This is a genomic window from Thalassococcus halodurans, assembly GCF_900108225.1.
In the GTDB taxonomy this organism is placed as follows: Bacteria; Pseudomonadota; Alphaproteobacteria; order Rhodobacterales; family Rhodobacteraceae; genus Thalassococcus; species Thalassococcus halodurans.
Genome location: NZ_FNUZ01000002.1, coordinates 439231 through 457621 on the forward strand (window position 1 = coordinate 439231; position 18391 = coordinate 457621).

21 protein-coding genes are annotated in these 18391 nt (G+C 55.9%); 16 read left to right on the forward strand and 5 right to left on the reverse strand.

All coding sequences use genetic code 11. The annotated features are described in order from the left end of the window. Positions 1-479 precede the first annotated feature (479 nt). The gene (locus C4S59_RS07165) at positions 480-1208 is read left to right on the forward strand and encodes a DUF6544 family protein (protein WP_234994705.1); all 729 of its coding nucleotides are present in this window, start codon (positions 480-482) and stop codon (positions 1206-1208) included. A gap of 152 nt (positions 1209-1360) precedes the next feature. Continuing rightward, positions 1361-2071, forward strand: coding sequence for a DsbA family protein (locus tag C4S59_RS07170; protein ID WP_103909791.1), 711 nt, complete (start codon positions 1361-1363; stop codon positions 2069-2071). Here C4S59_RS07170 and C4S59_RS07175 read toward each other — a convergent pair. Together C4S59_RS07175 and fdxA are read right to left on the reverse strand one after the other, a co-directional pair. After that, positions 2061-2879: a ferredoxin--NADP reductase gene (locus C4S59_RS07175; RefSeq protein ID WP_103909792.1), complete on the reverse strand. Its 819-nt coding sequence runs from the start codon at positions 2877-2879 to the stop codon at positions 2061-2063. The two genes, C4S59_RS07170 and C4S59_RS07175, sit on opposite strands and share 11 nt — an antisense overlap. A 1-nt stretch (position 2880) precedes the next feature. After that, complete coding sequence (gene fdxA / locus C4S59_RS07180) at positions 2881-3219, reverse strand: ferredoxin FdxA (protein ID WP_103909793.1); 339 nt, start codon at positions 3217-3219, stop codon at positions 2881-2883. A 125-nt stretch (positions 3220-3344) separates the two neighbouring features. Between fdxA and C4S59_RS07185 the strand changes: the two genes are divergently transcribed. The 14 genes from C4S59_RS07185 (at position 3345) to C4S59_RS07250 (ending at position 16273) form a co-directional block, all read left to right on the forward strand. Next, on the forward strand, positions 3345-3635 hold the full coding sequence (locus C4S59_RS07185; protein WP_103910312.1) for a DUF971 domain-containing protein: 291 nt from the start codon (positions 3345-3347) through the stop codon (positions 3633-3635). 61 nt (positions 3636-3696) lie between these two features. After that, complete coding sequence (locus tag C4S59_RS07190; RefSeq protein ID WP_103909794.1) at positions 3697-5439, forward strand: fumarate reductase/succinate dehydrogenase flavoprotein subunit; 1743 nt, start codon at positions 3697-3699, stop codon at positions 5437-5439. A gap of 12 nt (positions 5440-5451) precedes the next feature. Next, on the forward strand, positions 5452-5694 hold the full coding sequence (locus C4S59_RS07195; RefSeq protein WP_103909795.1) for a 4Fe-4S dicluster domain-containing protein: 243 nt from the start codon (positions 5452-5454) through the stop codon (positions 5692-5694). Between the two features lie 8 nt (positions 5695-5702). After that, positions 5703-6656, forward strand: a complete 954-nt coding sequence (locus C4S59_RS07200) for a HEAT repeat domain-containing protein (protein ID WP_103909796.1) — start codon at positions 5703-5705, stop codon at positions 6654-6656. Between the two features lie 312 nt (positions 6657-6968). Continuing rightward, positions 6969-8339 (forward strand): ABC transporter substrate-binding protein, encoded by a 1371-nt coding sequence (locus tag C4S59_RS07205; RefSeq protein ID WP_103909797.1) that lies wholly within the window; start codon positions 6969-6971, stop codon positions 8337-8339. 205 nt (positions 8340-8544) lie between these two features. Beyond that, positions 8545-9321 carry an ABC transporter permease gene (locus tag C4S59_RS07210; RefSeq protein WP_234994706.1) on the forward strand — a complete coding sequence of 259 codons (777 nt, stop codon included), beginning with the start codon at positions 8545-8547 and terminating at the stop codon, positions 9319-9321. Continuing rightward, positions 9321-9986, forward strand: coding sequence for a hypothetical protein (locus C4S59_RS07215; protein ID WP_103909798.1), 666 nt, complete (start codon positions 9321-9323; stop codon positions 9984-9986). Before C4S59_RS07210 ends, C4S59_RS07215 begins: the two co-directional genes overlap by 1 nt. After that, complete coding sequence (locus C4S59_RS07220) at positions 9979-10815, forward strand: ABC transporter ATP-binding protein (protein ID WP_200813179.1); 837 nt, start codon at positions 9979-9981, stop codon at positions 10813-10815. The genes C4S59_RS07215 and C4S59_RS07220 overlap by 8 nt, the downstream gene beginning before the upstream one ends. Continuing rightward, positions 10812-11405, forward strand: a complete 594-nt coding sequence (locus C4S59_RS07225; protein ID WP_103909800.1) for an SCO family protein — start codon at positions 10812-10814, stop codon at positions 11403-11405. The genes C4S59_RS07220 and C4S59_RS07225 overlap by 4 nt, the downstream gene beginning before the upstream one ends. After that, positions 11402-11989 (forward strand): c-type cytochrome, encoded by a 588-nt coding sequence (locus C4S59_RS07230; RefSeq protein ID WP_103909801.1) that lies wholly within the window; start codon positions 11402-11404, stop codon positions 11987-11989. The genes C4S59_RS07225 and C4S59_RS07230 overlap by 4 nt, the downstream gene beginning before the upstream one ends. Beyond that, positions 11986-12711, forward strand: a complete 726-nt coding sequence (locus C4S59_RS07235; protein WP_103909802.1) for a Crp/Fnr family transcriptional regulator — start codon at positions 11986-11988, stop codon at positions 12709-12711. The genes C4S59_RS07230 and C4S59_RS07235 overlap by 4 nt, the downstream gene beginning before the upstream one ends. Next, positions 12708-13727: a YeiH family protein gene (locus C4S59_RS07240; protein WP_103909803.1), complete on the forward strand. Its 1020-nt coding sequence runs from the start codon at positions 12708-12710 to the stop codon at positions 13725-13727. The genes C4S59_RS07235 and C4S59_RS07240 overlap by 4 nt, the downstream gene beginning before the upstream one ends. Before the next feature lie 134 nt (positions 13728-13861). Then, positions 13862-14890 carry a tRNA dihydrouridine(20/20a) synthase DusA gene (dusA, locus tag C4S59_RS07245; protein ID WP_103909804.1) on the forward strand — a complete coding sequence of 343 codons (1029 nt, stop codon included), beginning with the start codon at positions 13862-13864 and terminating at the stop codon, positions 14888-14890. A 219-nt stretch (positions 14891-15109) separates the two neighbouring features. Beyond that, the gene (locus tag C4S59_RS07250) at positions 15110-16273 is read left to right on the forward strand and encodes a calcium-binding protein (protein ID WP_103909805.1); all 1164 of its coding nucleotides are present in this window, start codon (positions 15110-15112) and stop codon (positions 16271-16273) included. Between the two features lie 35 nt (positions 16274-16308). On the opposite strand, the gene C4S59_RS07255 is transcribed toward C4S59_RS07250, so the two are convergent. Genes C4S59_RS07255 through ccmI form a run of 3 tightly spaced genes read right to left on the reverse strand, consistent with a single transcriptional unit; the run spans position 16309 to position 18268 of the window. Then, positions 16309-16548: a DUF1289 domain-containing protein gene (locus C4S59_RS07255; RefSeq protein ID WP_103909806.1), complete on the reverse strand. Its 240-nt coding sequence runs from the start codon at positions 16546-16548 to the stop codon at positions 16309-16311. An 8-nt stretch (positions 16549-16556) separates the two neighbouring features. Continuing rightward, positions 16557-17039: a Holliday junction resolvase RuvX gene (gene ruvX / locus C4S59_RS07260; protein WP_103909807.1), complete on the reverse strand. Its 483-nt coding sequence runs from the start codon at positions 17037-17039 to the stop codon at positions 16557-16559. Next, entirely contained in the window at positions 17036-18268 is a 1233-nt protein-coding gene (ccmI, locus tag C4S59_RS07265; protein ID WP_103909808.1) for a c-type cytochrome biogenesis protein CcmI, read from the reverse strand. The genes ruvX and ccmI overlap by 4 nt, the downstream gene beginning before the upstream one ends. Between the last annotated feature and the right edge of the window lie 123 nt (positions 18269-18391).

The following is an 18391-nucleotide window of genomic DNA, read 5'->3' on the forward strand; positions in this document are numbered from 1 at the left end:
ATTCATTCCTAATTGGCGTGTATGGTCAGGAAATAGGCAACCAGAGGAAACCGTTCATAATCCACCGGTATTGCGGTTTTTCTGATGGGCGATTTGCCACAAGTGCCAGTAATCATTTGTATTTTAAAAGTGTGATGTGTGGCGATGCGAAGTGGCGCGGTCTAGGTTGAAGTTGACGCGAGGGAAGCTTGGTGTCGCTTTGATCACAATGAATGGATTTTCTTGCTTTCTGATTTAACCGCGATTGGTGTTTTTTCGACCGGCTTAGTATGATGGTTTCATAAATTAACGATTTTATGTCGCGCGTTCAGAGTTCCACGCATTTCAATCGAAACAGATCGCGCGCAAAGGGATAGTCAAAAAGGCTAAGGATGCGCATGTTTGTAGTGTCGATTTTTGTCCTTTTAGTTCTTGTCATCGTCGGCCTTTTTACATGGCGACAGGCTGATCGACGTGCCGATGCGACTGAGATAGAAAGGTTGCTCGAATTCCAGCCTGACCGGCCTGAGTATTTCTCGGCTGATATGGTCGAAGGCCTTCCGGAACCGGCCCAACGTTTTCTGACGTTCGCCATTCGCGAAGGAACTCCGCTTTATACGGTGGCCTATCTAGAAATGAGCGGGCAGTTCGGCTTGGGCGATAAAACCACACCGAAATACATCCCGATGTTCGCCAAGCAGGTTCTGGCTGCGCCGGAAGGTTTTGTTTGGGAAATGGACAGCACCGAAGGATCCCCTTCGATCAGCGGATCGGACAGTGGAACATGGACACGGTTTTGGTTGGCAGGCCTCATCCCTGTGGCACGGGCAGGGGGCACGCTAGATCACCGGCGATCCGCATTCGGGCGTTATGTTGCCGAAGCGATCTTTTGGACACCGGCCGCCGTCTTGCCAGGTGAAGGCATCACATGGGACGCCCCATCGCCAAACGTGGCCCGTTTGACCATGCGCAAGGGCGATCTGGAACAGGCCGTTGATATCACAGTTGATCCCGACGGGCGGCCGCGCAAGGTGGAAATGGAACGCTGGACCAACGCCAATAAGCGCAAAAAATATCAGCTGCAGCCTTTTGGTGGGTACCTATCAAACTTCCAAGAATTCGAAGGGTTCGTTCTGCCGTTGCATGTCGAGGCAGGCAATCACTTCGGCACGGAGGAATATTTTCCGTTTTTCTTTGCCGACGTAAGCCAGATTACATTCCCGAGATAAGCTATGCTTCAAGCCAGTCTATGTGCATTTCGACCTGTAATTGCCTGATTTCCCAGCACTGAAGGCTTTGTGAACTCTTTGATCATCTTCTCATTTGCGTTGCACTAACCGCTTTGGCTGACTGAAACGGTGATTGTGATCTGGGGGTCTTTATGCGCCTGAAAAACCGAGTTTGCCTTGCGGTTTCGTGCCTTCTATCGGCGGCTATGCCCGCTGTCGCCAGCGAACCCGACGATTTCGAAGATCGCGTGCGCGCCTTTCTGCTGTCCAACCCCGAGATCATCGTAGAAGCCTTGGACGTCTTGATGCAACGCGAGGCACAACAGGCCGTGGTTCAAACGCTATCGAACTATCCCGAACTGTTCACGGATGCGCCGAGCTTGGGTTTGGGGGCCGAGGATGCGCCAATCCGTGTGGTCGAGTTTTTCGACTATAAATGTGTGCCCTGCAAAGCGATGCACGACCCGCTGAAATCGTTGGTTCAGAAAAATCCAAACATACGCATCGAAATGCGCCATCTTCCCATCCTGTCGCCCGGATCAGAGCGCGCAGCGCGGTTTGCGTTGGCCGTTTCTGCTGTGGCCGGGAAAAAAGCCTATGCGGGCGTTCACGATGATCTCTGGGCAATTCGCGGGCCTTTGAATGTTGCCGCGTTCGAACGGATTGCAGCGGATCATGATCTGGATTTTCAGGCAATCACTGACATGATGGACAGCGCTGAAATCAGTCAGCGCATTTCGCTGAACCGTGATGTGGCGATTGCCTTGGAAATCCTTGGGACGCCCGCATTCATCACGCCCAAAACGGTGAACGTCGGCCAGTCCGATGTCGACGAACTGGCCAAGGTCTGGCTTAGTCAATAAAGGCCTTTTCGACCACAAAGTGCTTGGGGTCCGAATTTGCGCCTTCTAGCAAGCCATGGGCTTCGCAAAGCGCCATGATGTCTTTGTTCAGAGCGAGATTGCCGCAAACCATGACACGATCGGTTTCAGGTGCCCATGCAGGGACATCCAGTGCTTTGAAAACGCGGCCATCGCGGATGTGGTCGCTGATGCGTCCCTCGATCCCGGACGGCTCGCGCGTTGTGGTGGGATAGTACTTCAGCTTGTCACCAACCAGTTCGCCGATCAGCGGGTCTTCTGGCAAGGCGTCGACAATTTCTGCCCCATAGGCCAGTTCGCCCTTGGTCCGGCAGGTGTGTGCCAGAATGACCTGATCATAACATTCCCATGTCTCCGGATCGCGCAAAAGCGACGCGAAAGGCGCGACGCCCGTGCCTGTGCAAATCATCCAGAGCCTTTTTCCCGGAAGAAGCGCATCAAGAACCAAGGTGCCGACCGGTTTGGGGCGCAGGATGATCTGATCGCCTTCTTCAATTTTTTGCAGGCGGGATGTCAGGGGGCCGTCGGGCACCTTGATCGAATAAAACTCAAGTTCGTCATCCCAAGACGGGGATGCTATAGAATAGGCCCGCAAAAGGGGTTTCCCATCGTCCTTTAAAAGCCCGATCATGACAAATTCACCGGACCTGAAGCGCAGCGATTGCGGGCGTGTCACCCGAAAGGAAAACAGCGTGTCGGTCCAGTGGTGCACTGAGGTCACCGTCTGCGCATCCGGCATGATTTTCTGCGCCTTGGTGGCAAGTGTTGCGGATTGTGGTGCTGCGTCCATATCAAGCGGCCTCGGCTGGTTTTTCGGAGAAATGTGTATCGAGTTTGCCTGGCGTTCCGTCGAGGTCTTCGGCGGATGGCAACGGCTCTTTCGCCTCAACAATGACCGGCCACAGTTCGGAATATTTGCGGTTAAAATCGATCCACTTTTCCATATCCGGTTCGGTGTCGGCCCGAATGGCATCGGCGGGGCATTCCGGTTCGCAGACACCGCAATCAATGCATTCGTCCGGATGGATAACCAGCATATTCTCGCCTTCGTAAAAGCAGTCAACGGGGCAGACCGAAACGCAATCGGTGTACTTGCAGGCTATACAGTTGTCGGTGACGACAAAGGTCATGGCAGGGTCCTTTTTTCAGTTTTCTTTTGTCTGCCGCAGTGCAGCGGGACCTGTCCGTCAACTAATTGCTATTTCCGATTCTGATGCTGTCGCAGGCTGGTCTCATCAACAAAGCGAGACACGTGATGATCAACACAATGGATGCCACCCCCGACGCGCAGAACCTTGCTGTGTCATGGGAAGACGGAACCTCATCAACCCTGCCTGCCCATTTTTTGCGCGCCGAGGCCATGGATGCTTTCACGCGCCGTGAACGGATCGACACTGGATCTGTCAAGGTTTCCAAAGGTATTGAAATTACGGGTGTTTTTCCTGTCGGAGGTTATGGCGTGAATATCCATTTCTCGGACGGACACGACAAAGCGATCTATCCGTTTTCCCTTCTTCGCGATCTTTCCGACCGCTTTGACAAGTAATTGACATTGGGTCGCTGCGCTGCGGCGCAAACTCAAAACCAGCCAGATGGAGAGTCGAGCAATGGATGAAATACAAGACGGCCTGACACAGATCGACTGCGATATTCTAGTGATCGGTGGCGGCACTGCCGGACCGATGGCCGCGCTGAAAGCAAAGCGCAAAAACCCCAACGCAAACGTGGTTCTTTTGGATAAGGCGAACGTCAAGCGGTCGGGCGCGATTTCGATGGGTATGGACGGGCTGAACAACTCGGTCATTCCGGGCTATGCCACGCCGGAACAGTACACCAAGGAAATCACCATCGCGAACGACGGTATCTGCGATCAGGCAGCGGTCTATCGCTATGCGCAGGAATGCTACGGGATCATTCAGGAACTGGATGAATTCGGGATCCGCTTTCAAAAGGATCAGAACGGCGAATACGATGTGAAAAAGGTGCACCACATCGGCACCTATGTTCTGCCGATGCCCAACGGTGATACCGTCAAAAAGGCGCTGTATCGCCAACTGCGAAAGGCCCGTATCCAGATTGTAAACCGTTACATGGCGACACGTCTGCTGACAGGCGAAGGCCGTATTGCTGGTGCGATCTGCGTCAATACGCGTACGGCAGAGTTTCTGGTGGTGCGCGCCAAGGCCGTCATCATGGGGCTGGGCGCCGCTGGCCGATTGGGCCTGCCGACGTCGGGGTACCTATACGGCACCTACGAGAACGCGTCGAATTCGGGTGAAGGCTATGCCATGGCGTATCATGCCGGGGCAGGGCTCGCGAACCTTGAATGCTATCAGATCAACCCGCTGATCAAGGACTACAACGGTCCGGCCTGTGCCTATGTGGCGGGGCCGATGGGGGGCTACACCGCGAATGCCAAGGGTGAGCGGTTTATCGAATGCGATTACTGGTCCGGCCAGATGATGCAGGAATTCTTTGATGAACTGCAGGGGGGCAAAGGGCCGGTGTATCTGAAGCTGAACCACTTGGCCGAAGAGACAATCAGCGAGATCGAGCGCGTTCTTCACATCGTTGAGCGTCCGACGCGTGGACATTTCCATGCGGGTCGGGGCACCGATTATCGCAAGCAGATGATCGAAATGCACATTTCAGAAATCGGGTTCTGTTCGGGTCACTCGGCAAGTGGTGTGTTTGTCGATGAACATGCGCGCACTACGATCCCAGGTCTGTACGCTGCGGGCGACATGGCAAATGTGCCGCATAACTACATGCTGGGCGCATTCACCAACGGTGCCTTTGCTGGGCTGGATGCGGCTGACTTTATCGCAGACGTCGATTTCGCAACCTTCGATGAAGGCGAAGTTGTCGCCGAACAAGCGCGTGTTCTAGCACCCACCAAACGCGATGACGGCATTCCGCCGAACCAGATCGAATACAAAACACGCCGTCTGGTGAATGACTACCTTCAGCCGCCCAAAGTAACCGCCAAAATGGAGCTGGCACAGCAGCGGTTCGAAGAGGTCCGCGAGGACATGGAGCAGGGCATGTATGTCCGTGACGCCCATGAACTGATGCGTTCGCTCGAAGCGTCGTCGATCCTTGACTGCGCGGATATGGCGGCGGCCGCGTCACTCTATCGGACAGAAAGCCGCTGGGGCCTTTATCACAACCGCGTCGAGTACGAACGCGATGATGAAAACTGGTTCTGCCACACCATCCTGACAAAGGGTGACGATGGAAAGCCCGCGCACAGCAAGAAAGCTGTTCAGCCTTACGTTGTCGAAATCGCTGATGACGAGAAAGACGCTTACTACAACCAGCGCGTCGACGCGACGGTTGCTGCAGAATAAGAAGGAAAATCAATGCCTCTCGCTCAAACCGCCACCACTGTTCCGGTCGTCGTCAACGATGATCTTTGCATCGCTGACAAAGGCTGTACCGTTTGCGTCGATGTCTGTCCTCTGGATGTTCTGCGCATCGCTGAAAAGGCTGACGGCAGCAAGACCGCATACATGAAATACGATGAATGCTGGTACTGCATGCCTTGCGAGGCCGACTGTCCCACTGGGGCTGTCACCGTAAACCTTCCCTATCTGCTGAAGTGAGCACCGACATGAGCGCGCTTTTTGAAGAATTCGACGACATTGCCGATCTGGCCGAAGGTCTGGACGATCCGTCTGCCGGCGCCCGCATCATGGCCGTAATGGAGCTGGCCGACAGCGCCGATCCGGCCGCGATCCCCTATCTTGCGCGGGCCATTTCAGACAGCGATGCAGGTGTCCGCAAACAGGCGGCGCAGGCGTTGACCGATTTTGACGGTCCGGAAACGGCAGCCGCGCTCGTCACCGCTTTGTCCGACAGTGAAGCTGACGTGATCGCCGCGGCTGCGGTCAGCCTGACCGAGTTGAAAGACCCCGCAGCAGGGGATGCGATCCTTCCTCATCTTGATGATCAGGATGAAGTCCGCCTGACAGCCTTGCTGGCCGGTATCAAGGAATTGCGCCGTCCCGAAGCATTGGCACCGGCAATCGCAGCGCTTGCGCATGCATCGCCCAGTGTCCGGATGCAGGCGGTGGGTGTAATCGGTTGGTTGCAGCAGGAAACATCCTTGCCGGGCTTGCGCAGTGCAACGCAGGATAAAGATGTAAATGTGCGCCGTACAGCGTTGTCAGCGTTGGGTTTTTCTAAATCGGCATCTGCGCAGGAAACGCTTGTTGATGGTCTGAAAGATCCCGAATGGCTGGCGCGCGAAGCTGCGGCGGAAACGCTGGCGAAATCCGGTGACGACAGCTGCATCGCGGCGTTGCGTGCAGTTTTGGATGACGAATACTGGCAGGTGCGTCTGAAGGCCGTTCGGTCTTTGGGTAAACTGGGGGCATCCGAAGCCGCGCTTCAGATTGCGCCGATGATGGATATTCCTGTCCCGAACCTGCGCAAGGAATGTGCCGCAGTTCTAGGGGAACTGGCGGTCGCGGAAACGGCACCGTTCCTTGAAAAATATGCGGACGACAGTGATCCGGATGTACGCAAGAACGTACGCTGGGCGCTTGAGAAAATTGCCGCCTAAACCGGCCTGAAACGGCTGAAAAATCAAACAGATTGAACGTCTCTCGGAGTAGTGTCCGGGAGGCGTATTTTTGCCCCAAGAAATTTCCTTAAAACATTGATTCTAAACGATATTAAAGTTTGTGCGATTCTGGATTCGGGCATCTTTTCTGCGGTGATAAAGCACCCAAAACCAACTTTTTACGCTCATTTTATTTGCATATCATGTTTTCGCTCTTTTTTCGTATAGAGCGGCTTTTACACAGGCCAGTTTCACGCCGGATACTGTCGTTGGGTTTGTAAGCCATTTGCCCGATACGACAGGAGAGAAGCTATGAAACATATCCTCAAAAGCGCGTTTCTCGCTACCGCGCTCGTTCCCCTTGCTTCGGCCGCCATGGCCGAAAAAATCAGCATCGCTATTGGGCACCAGTCCATGTGCACCGACACATACACTGCTGGTATCATCATTAAAGAACTTGGACTGCTGGAGAAATATCTGCCGACAGACGGCAAGTATGCCGATGCCGACTATGATGTCAGCTGGGCTGACTACAGTTCGGGTGGACCCATCACCAACCAGATGATGGCGAATAAGCTGAACATCGGCGTGATGGGGGACTACCCTCTGATCGTGAACGGCGCGAAGTTCCAGGAAACCGAGAGCCTGCGGTCTATCTATGTGGCCGGCACAGGCTATAATCTGAAGGGATCCGGCAACGCGATTGTCGTTCCGGTGGACAGCGACATCTATTCGATCGACCAGTTGAAGGGCAAAGACGTGTCCACGCCGGTTGGCTCTGCCGCTTGGGGCATGTTGCTGAAAGCGATGCAGGACAACGGCATTCCCACAGGCGAATACGGGTTGAAAAACCAAAGCCCGGCAGTGGGTGCGGCCAATATCGCCGCTGGCAAGATCGACGCGCACTCTGATTTCTGTCCATGGTCCGAAATCATGGAATTCCGTGGAACAGGCCGCAAAATCTATGACGGCTCCGAAACAGGCGTTCCTTACCTTCACGGCGTTGTTGTCCGCGAAGACTTTGCCAAGGAATATCCCGAAGTCATCGAAGCCTTCCTGAAGGCCGTCATCGAAGCCGGTGATTGGATCCGCGAAGATCCGATGCGTGCTGTGACCGAGATGGAAGGTTGGACAGGCGTCGAGAAGGAAGTTCTGTACCTCTATTTCTCGGAAGGTGGTCACCTGACGCTTGAACCGACGATCAAACAGGCGTGGGTTGATGCGCTGAAGTTCAACCATGGCGTTCTGGTCAAGGAAAAGGCGATCCCGCCGCTCGATTTCGATGCGTGGATCACGGAAGACTACATCAAAGCGGCTTATGCCGATATGGGCTTGGATTACGAGGCGGACAAAGCCGTCGTGGTTGATCCGGCAGAAGCCAATATGGGCCTTCCTATGGAAATCTGGCATGCGCGCGATGGTGTGTCGACATATCCGACAATGCCCGACTTCCTGACGGCGGTTGCAGCGATGAACGGCACCGGTGCCAAGCTGAACGCCACCTATGTCTATGACATCGAAACCGGCCTTAAGCTGTTCGGCAAAACCGCGTTCTGGGTCAAGGCGGGCGATGAATACGCAACCTTCCTGCGCAAAGGCGAAGCAGAGGCCTATGCCGCTGCGAACAGCGGTGCAGTCATCACCTTTGACGAAGCCATCGCGGATTTCGTGACCGAAGGCTGATCCAACCTTTGTTTGAAAAAGGGTCGGGGCGCACATTTTGTGGTGTGCCCCGGCGAACTGAAAGCCAGACGGAGGCACGCTCATGGCGACTGCACTCAAAACTCAAGCTGCCACTGAAGAAACGCTCGAAAAACCGGCGGAGGTCCGTTCCGATATGGGCGCGCAACCTCCCAAAGCCGGGCCGAGGATGTTGGAAAAAGTGTCAATGTCGCCCGCGCAAATGACCAATCTTGGGATCATGGCGGCATCTTTGATGTTTGGCGTTTTGATGTGGCACATCGTGACGGCGATTGATCTGAATTTCTTCATCAATTTCGAAAACGTCCCGTCTCCAGCGCGTGTGTTCACAGCCTTCTTTGCCCATATTCAGACCGAGATTTTCTGGACCCACATAGTTGTTTCCATGCGCCGGATCTTGATCAGTTTTTCACTCGCCACCGTTCTCGGGATCGCCATCGGACTGGTGATGGGCCGTTCCAAAATCGCCCGTGCGTTTATCATGCCGTATATCGAGGTCATCCGCCCGATCCCGGCCGTGGCCTGGATCCCCTTGGCCATTCTGATGTGGCCGACGGAAGAAAGCTCGATCATCTACATCACGTTTCTTGGGGCCTTGTTTCCAATCGTTCTGAACACGCTTCACGGGGTGGAACAAACGCCCGAGGTGCTGGTGCGTGCGTCGCAGTCCCTTGGCGCATCCCGCGCAGCGGTCTTTCGGCATGTGGTCATTCCCGCCGCGTTACCCTCGATTGCGGCGGGTCTGGCCATTGGGATGGGCGTCAGCTGGTTCTCGCTTCTGGCGGGTGAGATCATCTCGGGTCAATACGGCATCGGCTATTTCACGTGGGATGCCTACAGCCTGATCAACTATCAGGACATCGTGGTCGGCATGCTGGTGATCGGGTTCTTGGGTACCGGATCAACGGCGGCTGTCCGCCTGATGACACGCCCTATGTTGGCTTGGCAGAAAAGGACGCGCTGATGAAAACGCTGTCTGTCCTAGGTTCTGAAATCCGCAAGAACTGGCGGTTCATGCTGCTCAACGGCGTGCTGTTTGCGCTGCTGTTCCAGGTTGCCATGCTGATCGCTTTGATGGTGCGTTTTCAGGCCTTTCCCAACTACACGACAATCTACAACTGGGCCGAGGCGGTTTCCGTCATCATCCAGTCGACGCCGTCCATTCGCGATATGGCACCTATCATTTGGGAAGAATGGCTGATCGAGATCGGGCGCATGAACTATGACTATGGCACGGGCATTTCTGAATGGAGTCTGAATGTCATCCCGTCACGTTTGCTGGTTCTGTTTTTCGTCGGTGCGATGTTGTCGCTATGTCTGGCGATGGTCCGTCGGGATACCTGTCAGTCCGGCATGTCAAACACTCTGCGCGCCACAACAGGTGTCGGCACGCTTTTGATCGCAATGACCAACGCCACAATGAGCTGGGTCGTCTGCTGCGCGACGCCCACTTGGGTTGTGGGGCTCGCAATGTTGGGGGTGGGTGTGTCCAGCTCTCTCGCTCTTGAACAACTCGGGCCGGTTCTATCCGGCGCTGGGTTCGTTTTGTTGACTGCAATGATCATCGGCCTCGCGTGGCGCCGCGCCCGTAATGACCGTGATCCAGAAGGAGTTCTTGCCCATGCTTGACGTTCTGAAATTCAAATCGCCCAACGTCGGTTCCACCAAAGACAAGGGCCGGATCGAGGTGAAGGATGTTTCGATCACCTTCGGCAAAGGCAGCAGCGCCCATCGCGCCGTCGATACGACCGAAATCACCATCGAAGCCGGCCAGTTCGTTTGCATTCTTGGGCCGTCCGGTTGCGGTAAATCCACGCTTCTGAATGCGATTGCGGGCTATGTGAAGCCGACGGAAGGCACGTTGCTGGTCGATGGTACCGAGGTTGATAAACCCGGCCCCGATCGTGGCATGGTGTTTCAACAATATTCGTTGCTTCCGTGGAAAACCGTTTATGAAAATGTGGCCTTTGGTCCGAAAATGGCGGGCCACAGCAGGGTCGAGGCCGGATCGACGGCGAACACCTTTCTTGAACTGGTCGGGCTTAAGAAATTCGGCGATCGCTATCCGGCGGAACTGTCGGGCGGCATGCAGCAACGTGTGGGGATCGCCCGTGCGCTGGCCAATTATCCGTCGGTCCTTCTGATGGATGAACCCTTTGGTGCGTTGGATGCCCAGACGCGTTTGATGATGCAGGAAAGCCTGCTGGATATCTGGCGCAAATTCGGGACGACCGTTGTGTTCGTCACTCATGATGTAGACGAGGCCGTTTTTCTGGCCGACCGCGTTCTGATCATGTCCACAGCGCCGGGGCGGATCATCGAAGACGTCAAGATTGATCTGCCACGACCGCGATCAACCGACATGGCGTCTAGTCCCGAATACGTACAGGCACGGCAATTCTGTCTTGACACGATCAAGGCAGAAAGCCGCAAAGCTTTCGAGAACCAGAACTCATGATCCGCGCTCTGGTTCTTGCACTCGGCCTTATCGCTGGTCCTGCCAGCGCCCAGATGCAGGGCGTTCGGCTCGAGGATCCGGTTGCCATTCCGCCGTTCGAATTGTCCAACAATGTGGGCGACACCTTTGCTGCGGATGATCTGAAAGGGCAGTGGACCCTGATTATGTTCGGCTTTCTGTCCTGTCCCGATGTGTGCCCTTTCACCTTGGGCAACCTTGAGGCTGCGGTCAGCGAGATGGGCATGCGCATGCGGCCCGACAGCGTGCCCAAAGTGGTATTTGTTTCGGTCGATCCGGACCGCGATCAGGATGCGGTGGATGGCTACGCCAAATTCTTCCATCCGGATTTCAAGGGTGTCACCGGTGATCGTGAAAACATCGACGCACTGATCGACGCGACAGACAGTTTCTATCGCCTGATGCCACCGGACCAGACCGGCTATTACGAGGTTCAGCACAGTTCGTCGGTGTCGATCATCGCACCCGACGGAACCTTGCGTGCGAAACTTCAGCCGCCGTTTGATCCGCGTCTGAGCGCCGAGTTCATGATGCAAAGCCAGATCCAGTACCGACGGGATCAGACGCAATGATTTCGGACCGTATCAAGATAAGTGTTCTTGCCGCTATGGGCGGAATTATCGCGGTGCCCGCATCTGCGGATTTCGACGCCGAAGCGTTCCCTCCATATGAACGTTGCGCCTTGTGTCACGGGCTGTTTGGTGAATCCGCCAATGCAAAGTTTCCGCATTTGGGCGGGCAGAAGGCGGGATACATCTCGGCCCAGATCAACGCGTTTCTGAATGGAAGGCGCCATAACGACGGTGGACAGATGGTGAATATCGTTTCCGAGTTGAAGCCCGACGAAATCCCGGAAGTTGTGGAGTGGTTTTCATCGCAGGACGCGCCAAAACCTAGCGGTGAGGGAAGCGCGACAGGCGCCGCGCTTTATGAACAGTCGGGGTGTGATAGTTGTCATGGAAGAACCGCGACGTTCCCTGACGCGCCCCACCTGACGGCACAGCATGCAGGCTATCTGACCAAACAGATGCGTGACTTCAGGGATGGGCGACGTGTATCCGGCATGGCGGACATCCCCCACGGACGCCTTATGCCAGAAGTGGACGACGCTATTGCAGACATCGCCGCATACCTGTCATCGGTGGCGCGCCAATGACCATGCAAGACGACATTCACGTAGATGGCCCCGGCGCGATTTACCTTTCGGAATACTTCCTTGAACTGAACGAAGGGGCAGGGTTCCTGAACACCCTGTCCGATGATGATCGGAAAACGGTTCGGCGACACGGTACGAGATGTAGTTTTTCCAAAGGTGAAGGCATCTTCCACCAAGGCACCGCGCACACAGGCGTTTGGATCATCGAAAAAGGACGGGTCCGGACCTTTTACACTGGCCCGTCCGGGCGAGAGATCACGCTGGCCTATTGGAGCGCGGGGCACTTTGTTGGCGGTCCCGAAGTATTCGGACGCGGGCGACATGTCTGGTCAGGCGATGCGTTGGATGACTGCCAGTTGTTATTCTTGTCAGGCACCAGTCTGAAAACACTTGTACGCGAAATTCCCGAGGTGGCCATCGCTGTCATCGACGGGCTTGTGGCCAAAGGCAAAAGCTATTCGGCTCTGATCCAGATGCTGGGGACGCGAACGGTTTCTGAAAGATTGCGGCAACTGCTAGTTATTCTGGCCGATGCCCATGGGCGGGATGAAGGCGACTGCATCATCGTCGACAGGTCACTGACCTATGAACAGATCGCCGCCATCGTGGGCGCCACGCGACAATGGGTGACACAGTCGCTGGACAAACTGAAATCCGCAGGTGTGCTTGAGATCACGAGAACCGAAATCATAATCCGCAACCTTGAAAGCCTAGAAGAATGAGCTGGTCTGGCGCGGTTCAGTCGCTGCCATGGCGGGTGTCTTTTGTTCAGACGCTCTTTCCGGGGGCCGCTGTTGCTGTGGTGGTCAGCCTTGCGGCGTCTGCCATTGCGTTTCGATACGGCGCGCCCGTTATGCTGTTTGCCTTGTTGTTGGGGATGGCCATGTCGTTTCTGGCCGAAGACCCCAAGTTAACCGCTGGTATACGTTTTGCCGCCTCTAACGGGCTCAAATTTGGCGTGGCGCTGATGGGGTTGCGGGTTTCTCTTGATCTGGTGATGGATTTGGGCGTGGGCGTTTTTGCGCTGATCGCCTTTGGTAGTGCCACGACGATTGGCGTGGGTCTTTTGATCGGTCGATTTCTGGGATGGAATCGAGAGCAAACGATCATCGCATCGGGGGCCGTCGCGATTTGCGGGGCCTCTGCCGCGCTGGCATTGTCGTCGGTTACGCGCAGTTTTCGGGACAAGGACGATCACACGCTGGTTGTCATTCTGGCCGCGACAACACTGTCGACGGCTGCGATGATTTTCTATCCGGTCCTGTTGGAAATTCTGGGTTTTTCCGACGTGGCCGAGGGCATTATTCTGGGGGCCTCGATCCATGATGTTGCGCAGGTGGTCGGGGCTGGGTTTTCGGTGTCCGACAGCGCAGGTGAATCCGCGACTTTGTCCAAGATGACCCGCGTGGCGCTTTTGCCTGTGGTTTTGCTGGCCGTTCAGCTGTTTTCCCAAGGCCGGACGAACGAAGCCGACCGCCGTAAATTTGGATTGCCGTGGTTTGTCACTGCGTTCTTGGCGCTTATGGTTCTAAACCAGATAGCGCCCATTCCTGCTGTTTTGGTCGATACCAGTCGTTGGCTATCGTCCACGCTGCTTATCATTGCGGTTGCGGCCTTGGGCCTGAGCAGCGCCCCGAAGCGGCTTTTAAAGGTCGGGGGGACGACGCTGGCGTTTATGGGCGTCCTGTCTCTCTGGCTATTGTTATGCGCTTCACTCGGGATTTGGCTGTTGGGGTAAAACTTCGGCTGTCTGATGACCGCTTGGCCACAACAAGCGCTGGAAGTCCGCAGGTAAAAAATGTTACTCGGCCTCGGTGGCGCCGAATGCCTTTGGCGCTAGCTTTGCAGACTGAGTGACAAAGAGCGCGCGACATGGCCTTGCCTGACGACAGCAAACAGATCGGACAAACAGACGTGCGCCGCGCCGCACGCCTGAGTGTTGCGCCGATGATGGATTGGACCGACCGGCATTGCCGCTATTTCCACCGCTTGTTGTCGCAGAAAACGCTGCTTTACACGGAAATGGTGACGGCACCTGCCTTGGTCAAAGGGGGGGCACTTCATCTTTTGGACTACGCACCAGAAGAACATCCGGTCGCGCTGCAACTGGGTGGGTCCGATCCGCGGGAACTGGCGCAGGCCGCGCGTCTGGGGGCGCAGGCAGGCTATGACGAGATCAACCTGAACGTCGGCTGTCCGTCTGATCGCGTACAATCCGGTGCATTCGGTGCGGTTTTGATGAAAGACCCTGGACTGGTCGCCGACTGTATCAAGGCGATGCAGGACAGCGTGGACGTCGCCGTGACGGTGAAGTGCCGGATCGGCGTCGACGATCAAGAGCCCAGCGAAGTGCTGCCCGATTTTCTGTCGCGCGTTGCCGCAACCGGTTGTGACCGCTTCACGATCCATGCGCGCAAAGCGTGGCTGCAAGGGCTATCCCCGAAAGAAAACCGCGACATTCCTCCGCTGGATTACGATCTGGTGACTGAAATGAAGGGACTGTTCCCTGCGCTGCACATTTCCATAAACGGGGGCATCACGGATATCGGTACAGCATGTGATCTTTTGGATCGCGGGTTGGAAGGGGTGATGATCGGGCGCGCCGCATACCATCAGCCATGGGACATTCTTGCCAAAGTCGACAGTCAGATATTTGGCATGGATACCGACGTTCCCGATCCGGTTTCAGTGGCCTTAGGAATGAAGCCCTACATCCAGAACCATCTGAAGCAGGGTGGTCGTTTGCATCAGATCACACGCCACATGTTGGGGCTATTTGCAGGTCGTCCCGGTGCACGCCACTGGCGTCGCAGGCTTTCCGAGGACGGCGTGAAAAACGGTGCCGACGAAAGCCTGATCGATCGCGCATTGGACGATATGCGCATGGCCGCGGCTGTCTAGAAATACGCTTTTCCATTTCAGGATTCGCAACTGTGCCACCACCCAAGGGCGCGCAGATCCAGAGAATTCTGGTGTGGCGACGTGGTTAATTCTAACTTTAGATGCGCTTAATTGTGTCGAAGGAAAGGCATTGTTTCCAGTTCATATAACAGTGAAAGAATTTGTTTGTAATTCTCCATAAATTCGTGAGGAAATGCGGCAGGATTATGAGGTTTAGTTATGATTTGGCTTTGGACGCTTTTGCCGTTTTTGTTGATTGGTGGAACCATAGGTCTTCTGAACGACGACGATGACGGCGACGACGATAACACTTCGTCAAACCCTGAAACCCCTGAAACACCTGAAGAAACGAACGACCTGGTCCGGTTGACCGATGGCGCCGATCTGTACGACTCGACTGGTGGCGACGACACGGTGCGCGGCCTTGATGGTGACGACACGCTGATCGGATCGTCCGGTGACGACGAACTGTTGGGTGGCGAAGGCAACGACATTCTCTTTGGCTTTGGCGGCAACGATCTTTTCCGTGCAGGTCCTGGTAATGACGATGCCAATGGTGGTGACGGCAATGACACCTTGTTCGGTGAAGGTGGCGACGACACGCTGGTTGGCCTTGCTGGAAATGACGATCTGATCGGCAACATCGGCAATGACTCGCTTTTGGGTGGCGATGGCGCTGATCTGATGCTGGGTGGCCTTGGTGAAGATGTCCTCGAAGGCGGTCTTGGTGGCGACTATCTGGATGGCGGTGCCAATGACGACACGCTGATCGGTGGCGCAGGCAACGACCTGATTTATGGTGTTGGCGGTCGTGATGTGATCAGCGGGGGCGACGGTGACGACACCGCTCTGGGTGGTGACGACAATGACGTCGTGTCCGGCGGTGCAGGCGATGATGAACTGTTCGGCGGTCTGGGCGATGACTTCCTGACGGGCGGCGAAGGCACAGATACGGTTCTGGGCGACGAGGGCAACGATGTGATCTCGGGCGCAGAGATTGTTGACGGTGGCTTGGGCGATGACAGCATCACAGCTGTTCTGATCGAAAACGCATCGACGATGACAGGTGGCGAAGGCAGTGACGAATTCACGCTCGATCTGACCCGTGAAAGCGGTGATGCGCTTCTGACCGGTTCGGTGATCCGCGATTTCACTGTCGCTGGTGACGAAGCAGACGTGTTGCAGGTTCTGTTAGACGATGGTGATGCGGCGGACGAATTGTCTGTTGTTCCGGTGACTGGCACCACCAACGTACAACTGGTTCTGACCCAAGGTTCCACAGCCACAGTTCTGGCGGAAATCACAGATGGCGCCACCAACGGCTTTACGTTGGATAATGTCGTGATTGTTGAAGCGCCGGTCGCGCAGTCCGAAGCTCTCTGATCTTGAAAATCTACTTGTTATCGGAACAGAGCGGGTCAGGCCCGCTCTTTTCTTTTATGGATACCGCCGCGGCGCTTCATGACCAGACCTTTACGATCAGGCAGTTCAGCCATGATGCGGTGGCGATCCACGGGGTTCATGCGTGACCATTCTGTGATCTCGGCAATCGAGCGAAAGCATCCCACGCACAACTTTGCCTCGGGATGGATCGAGCAGAGTTTCACGCAGGGACTTTCGATTTCGTCGCGTTTCCAGACGGCGTCAGAGTTAGACATGTGGTGTGCTATTCCTGATGTTCCCTGCGGATATGCGCCATTCGGTCCAGCGCACCTTGAAGGATATACGACGCAGCCACGTGATCGATGACCTCGGAACGACGCTTTCGGGACGTATCCGCCTCTAACAGGGCCCGTTCAGCGGCTACTGTCGACAGGCGTTCGTCCCAGAATGTGATGATCCCGTCCCAAAGCCGGTCGAAATTGCGGGCAAATGCGCGTGTCGATTGGCAGCGTGGCCCTTCCGAGCCATCCATGTTTCGCGGCAGGCCCAGAACAACAACGCCGATGTCGCGGTCTTTCAGGATTTTCAGAACGGCCTCGGCGTCGAGCGTGAATTTCTTCCGCTTTACCGTTTCCAGCGGCGTGGCCACCGACATCATCCGGTCAGACACCGCGACACCGATGGTTTTTGTACCAAGATCCAGACCAGCGATGGCCGTGAACTGGGGCAGGGCGCCAGCAGCTTCGTCTATGGTTTCAAAGATCACTGGCCGATCCCCGCGCCGGTCGCTGCATCACGCAAAGTGCGCAGGGCCGCGTCGTTGTCGCTGAAAACCTCTTGGCCGTCCGCATAGACCTTCATGGCCTCTTCTGCGCGGCCCAATACGGCAAGTGCCCCGATCAGACGCGCCCATTCTTCCGGCGAACCGCCTTCGGTCGATAGGCGTTCGGCCAATTGAGCAACCATTCCTTCGATCATCTGAGCACGATCTTCGGCTGACATGTTTGCAGCGGATTCCACATCCTGCTGGGTCGGGCCCCGCAGCGGCGCGTTTGCCAAAGCAGGCGGAGAGTAATCCGTGACGCCCGCTCGCACCGCGATTTCAGGGATCGCTTCTAGGATGGGGGTGACCCAAGGATCCGTGGCTTCGGAGTTGCGCAGCAGGCGGTCCCAGATGCGCAGCGCCACGTCAGGACGCCCGGTCTGCGCCATCAGCAAACCACGGTAATAAGCGACGACATCGTTGTTTTCATCCCGAACAAAGGCCGCCTGCAGAACGCGCTCTGCCTCGGGCGAAACGTACCCACCGGCAGCCAGGACCATCATGTCGGCAAGGTCTGCGTAATCTTCGGCGGTTGCGCCGTCAGCCTTCAAGGAGATGACGCGTTCTTGGGCTGCATACGCCGCCGTGAAATTACCCAAGGCCGCTTCGGAACGGGCCAGAAGCATGAAACCTTGCAGATCGTTGGGGCGTTCGGCCACCGCGCCGCGTAATTTCTGAACAAGATCAGAGTATTCAGATGTTGCCTCAAGCGAGGTTGATGGCGGAATTTGTGCTTCGGCATCGGCCTGCGATGGGCGGTTCAACCGCGCCTGCTCTGCTGCATCGATGCGCGTCTTAAGCGACAAATCCCCGTAGCCGGGTGCGCCGAGTTCGGAATAAAGCGCAAACGCGCCGCCCAACAAAACCACTGCCGAGACACCGGCCGCTACGCGACCAACGCCGCGCGGGCCGCCTTCGGATCGGCTGCTGTCAGCCATCTTGGCGTCGATCGCAAGGATCCGCCGGGAGACTTCGGTTCTCAGGCGCTCCGCTTCGTCCGCGGCGATAACGCCACGTGCCGCATCCTGTTCGATTTCGCGAAGCTGGTCTTTGTAGACATTCAGATCATATTTCTCAGGAGCGACCTCGGTCTCTCGATTACGCAGCAACGCGGATGCGAGAATTGCCGCGACTGCAAGTGCGAGAATGCCGGTGGTCAGCCAGAAAACCATGCCCGATGCCTTTCGTTTTTAGGTCACCAACACCTAGCCCGACAGGGATTGAGACAAAAGGGCAAATCTGCGTGAGGGGCGGCGTGTCGCAAGTGGTGTCTGTAATGACACCCGTGACTATGC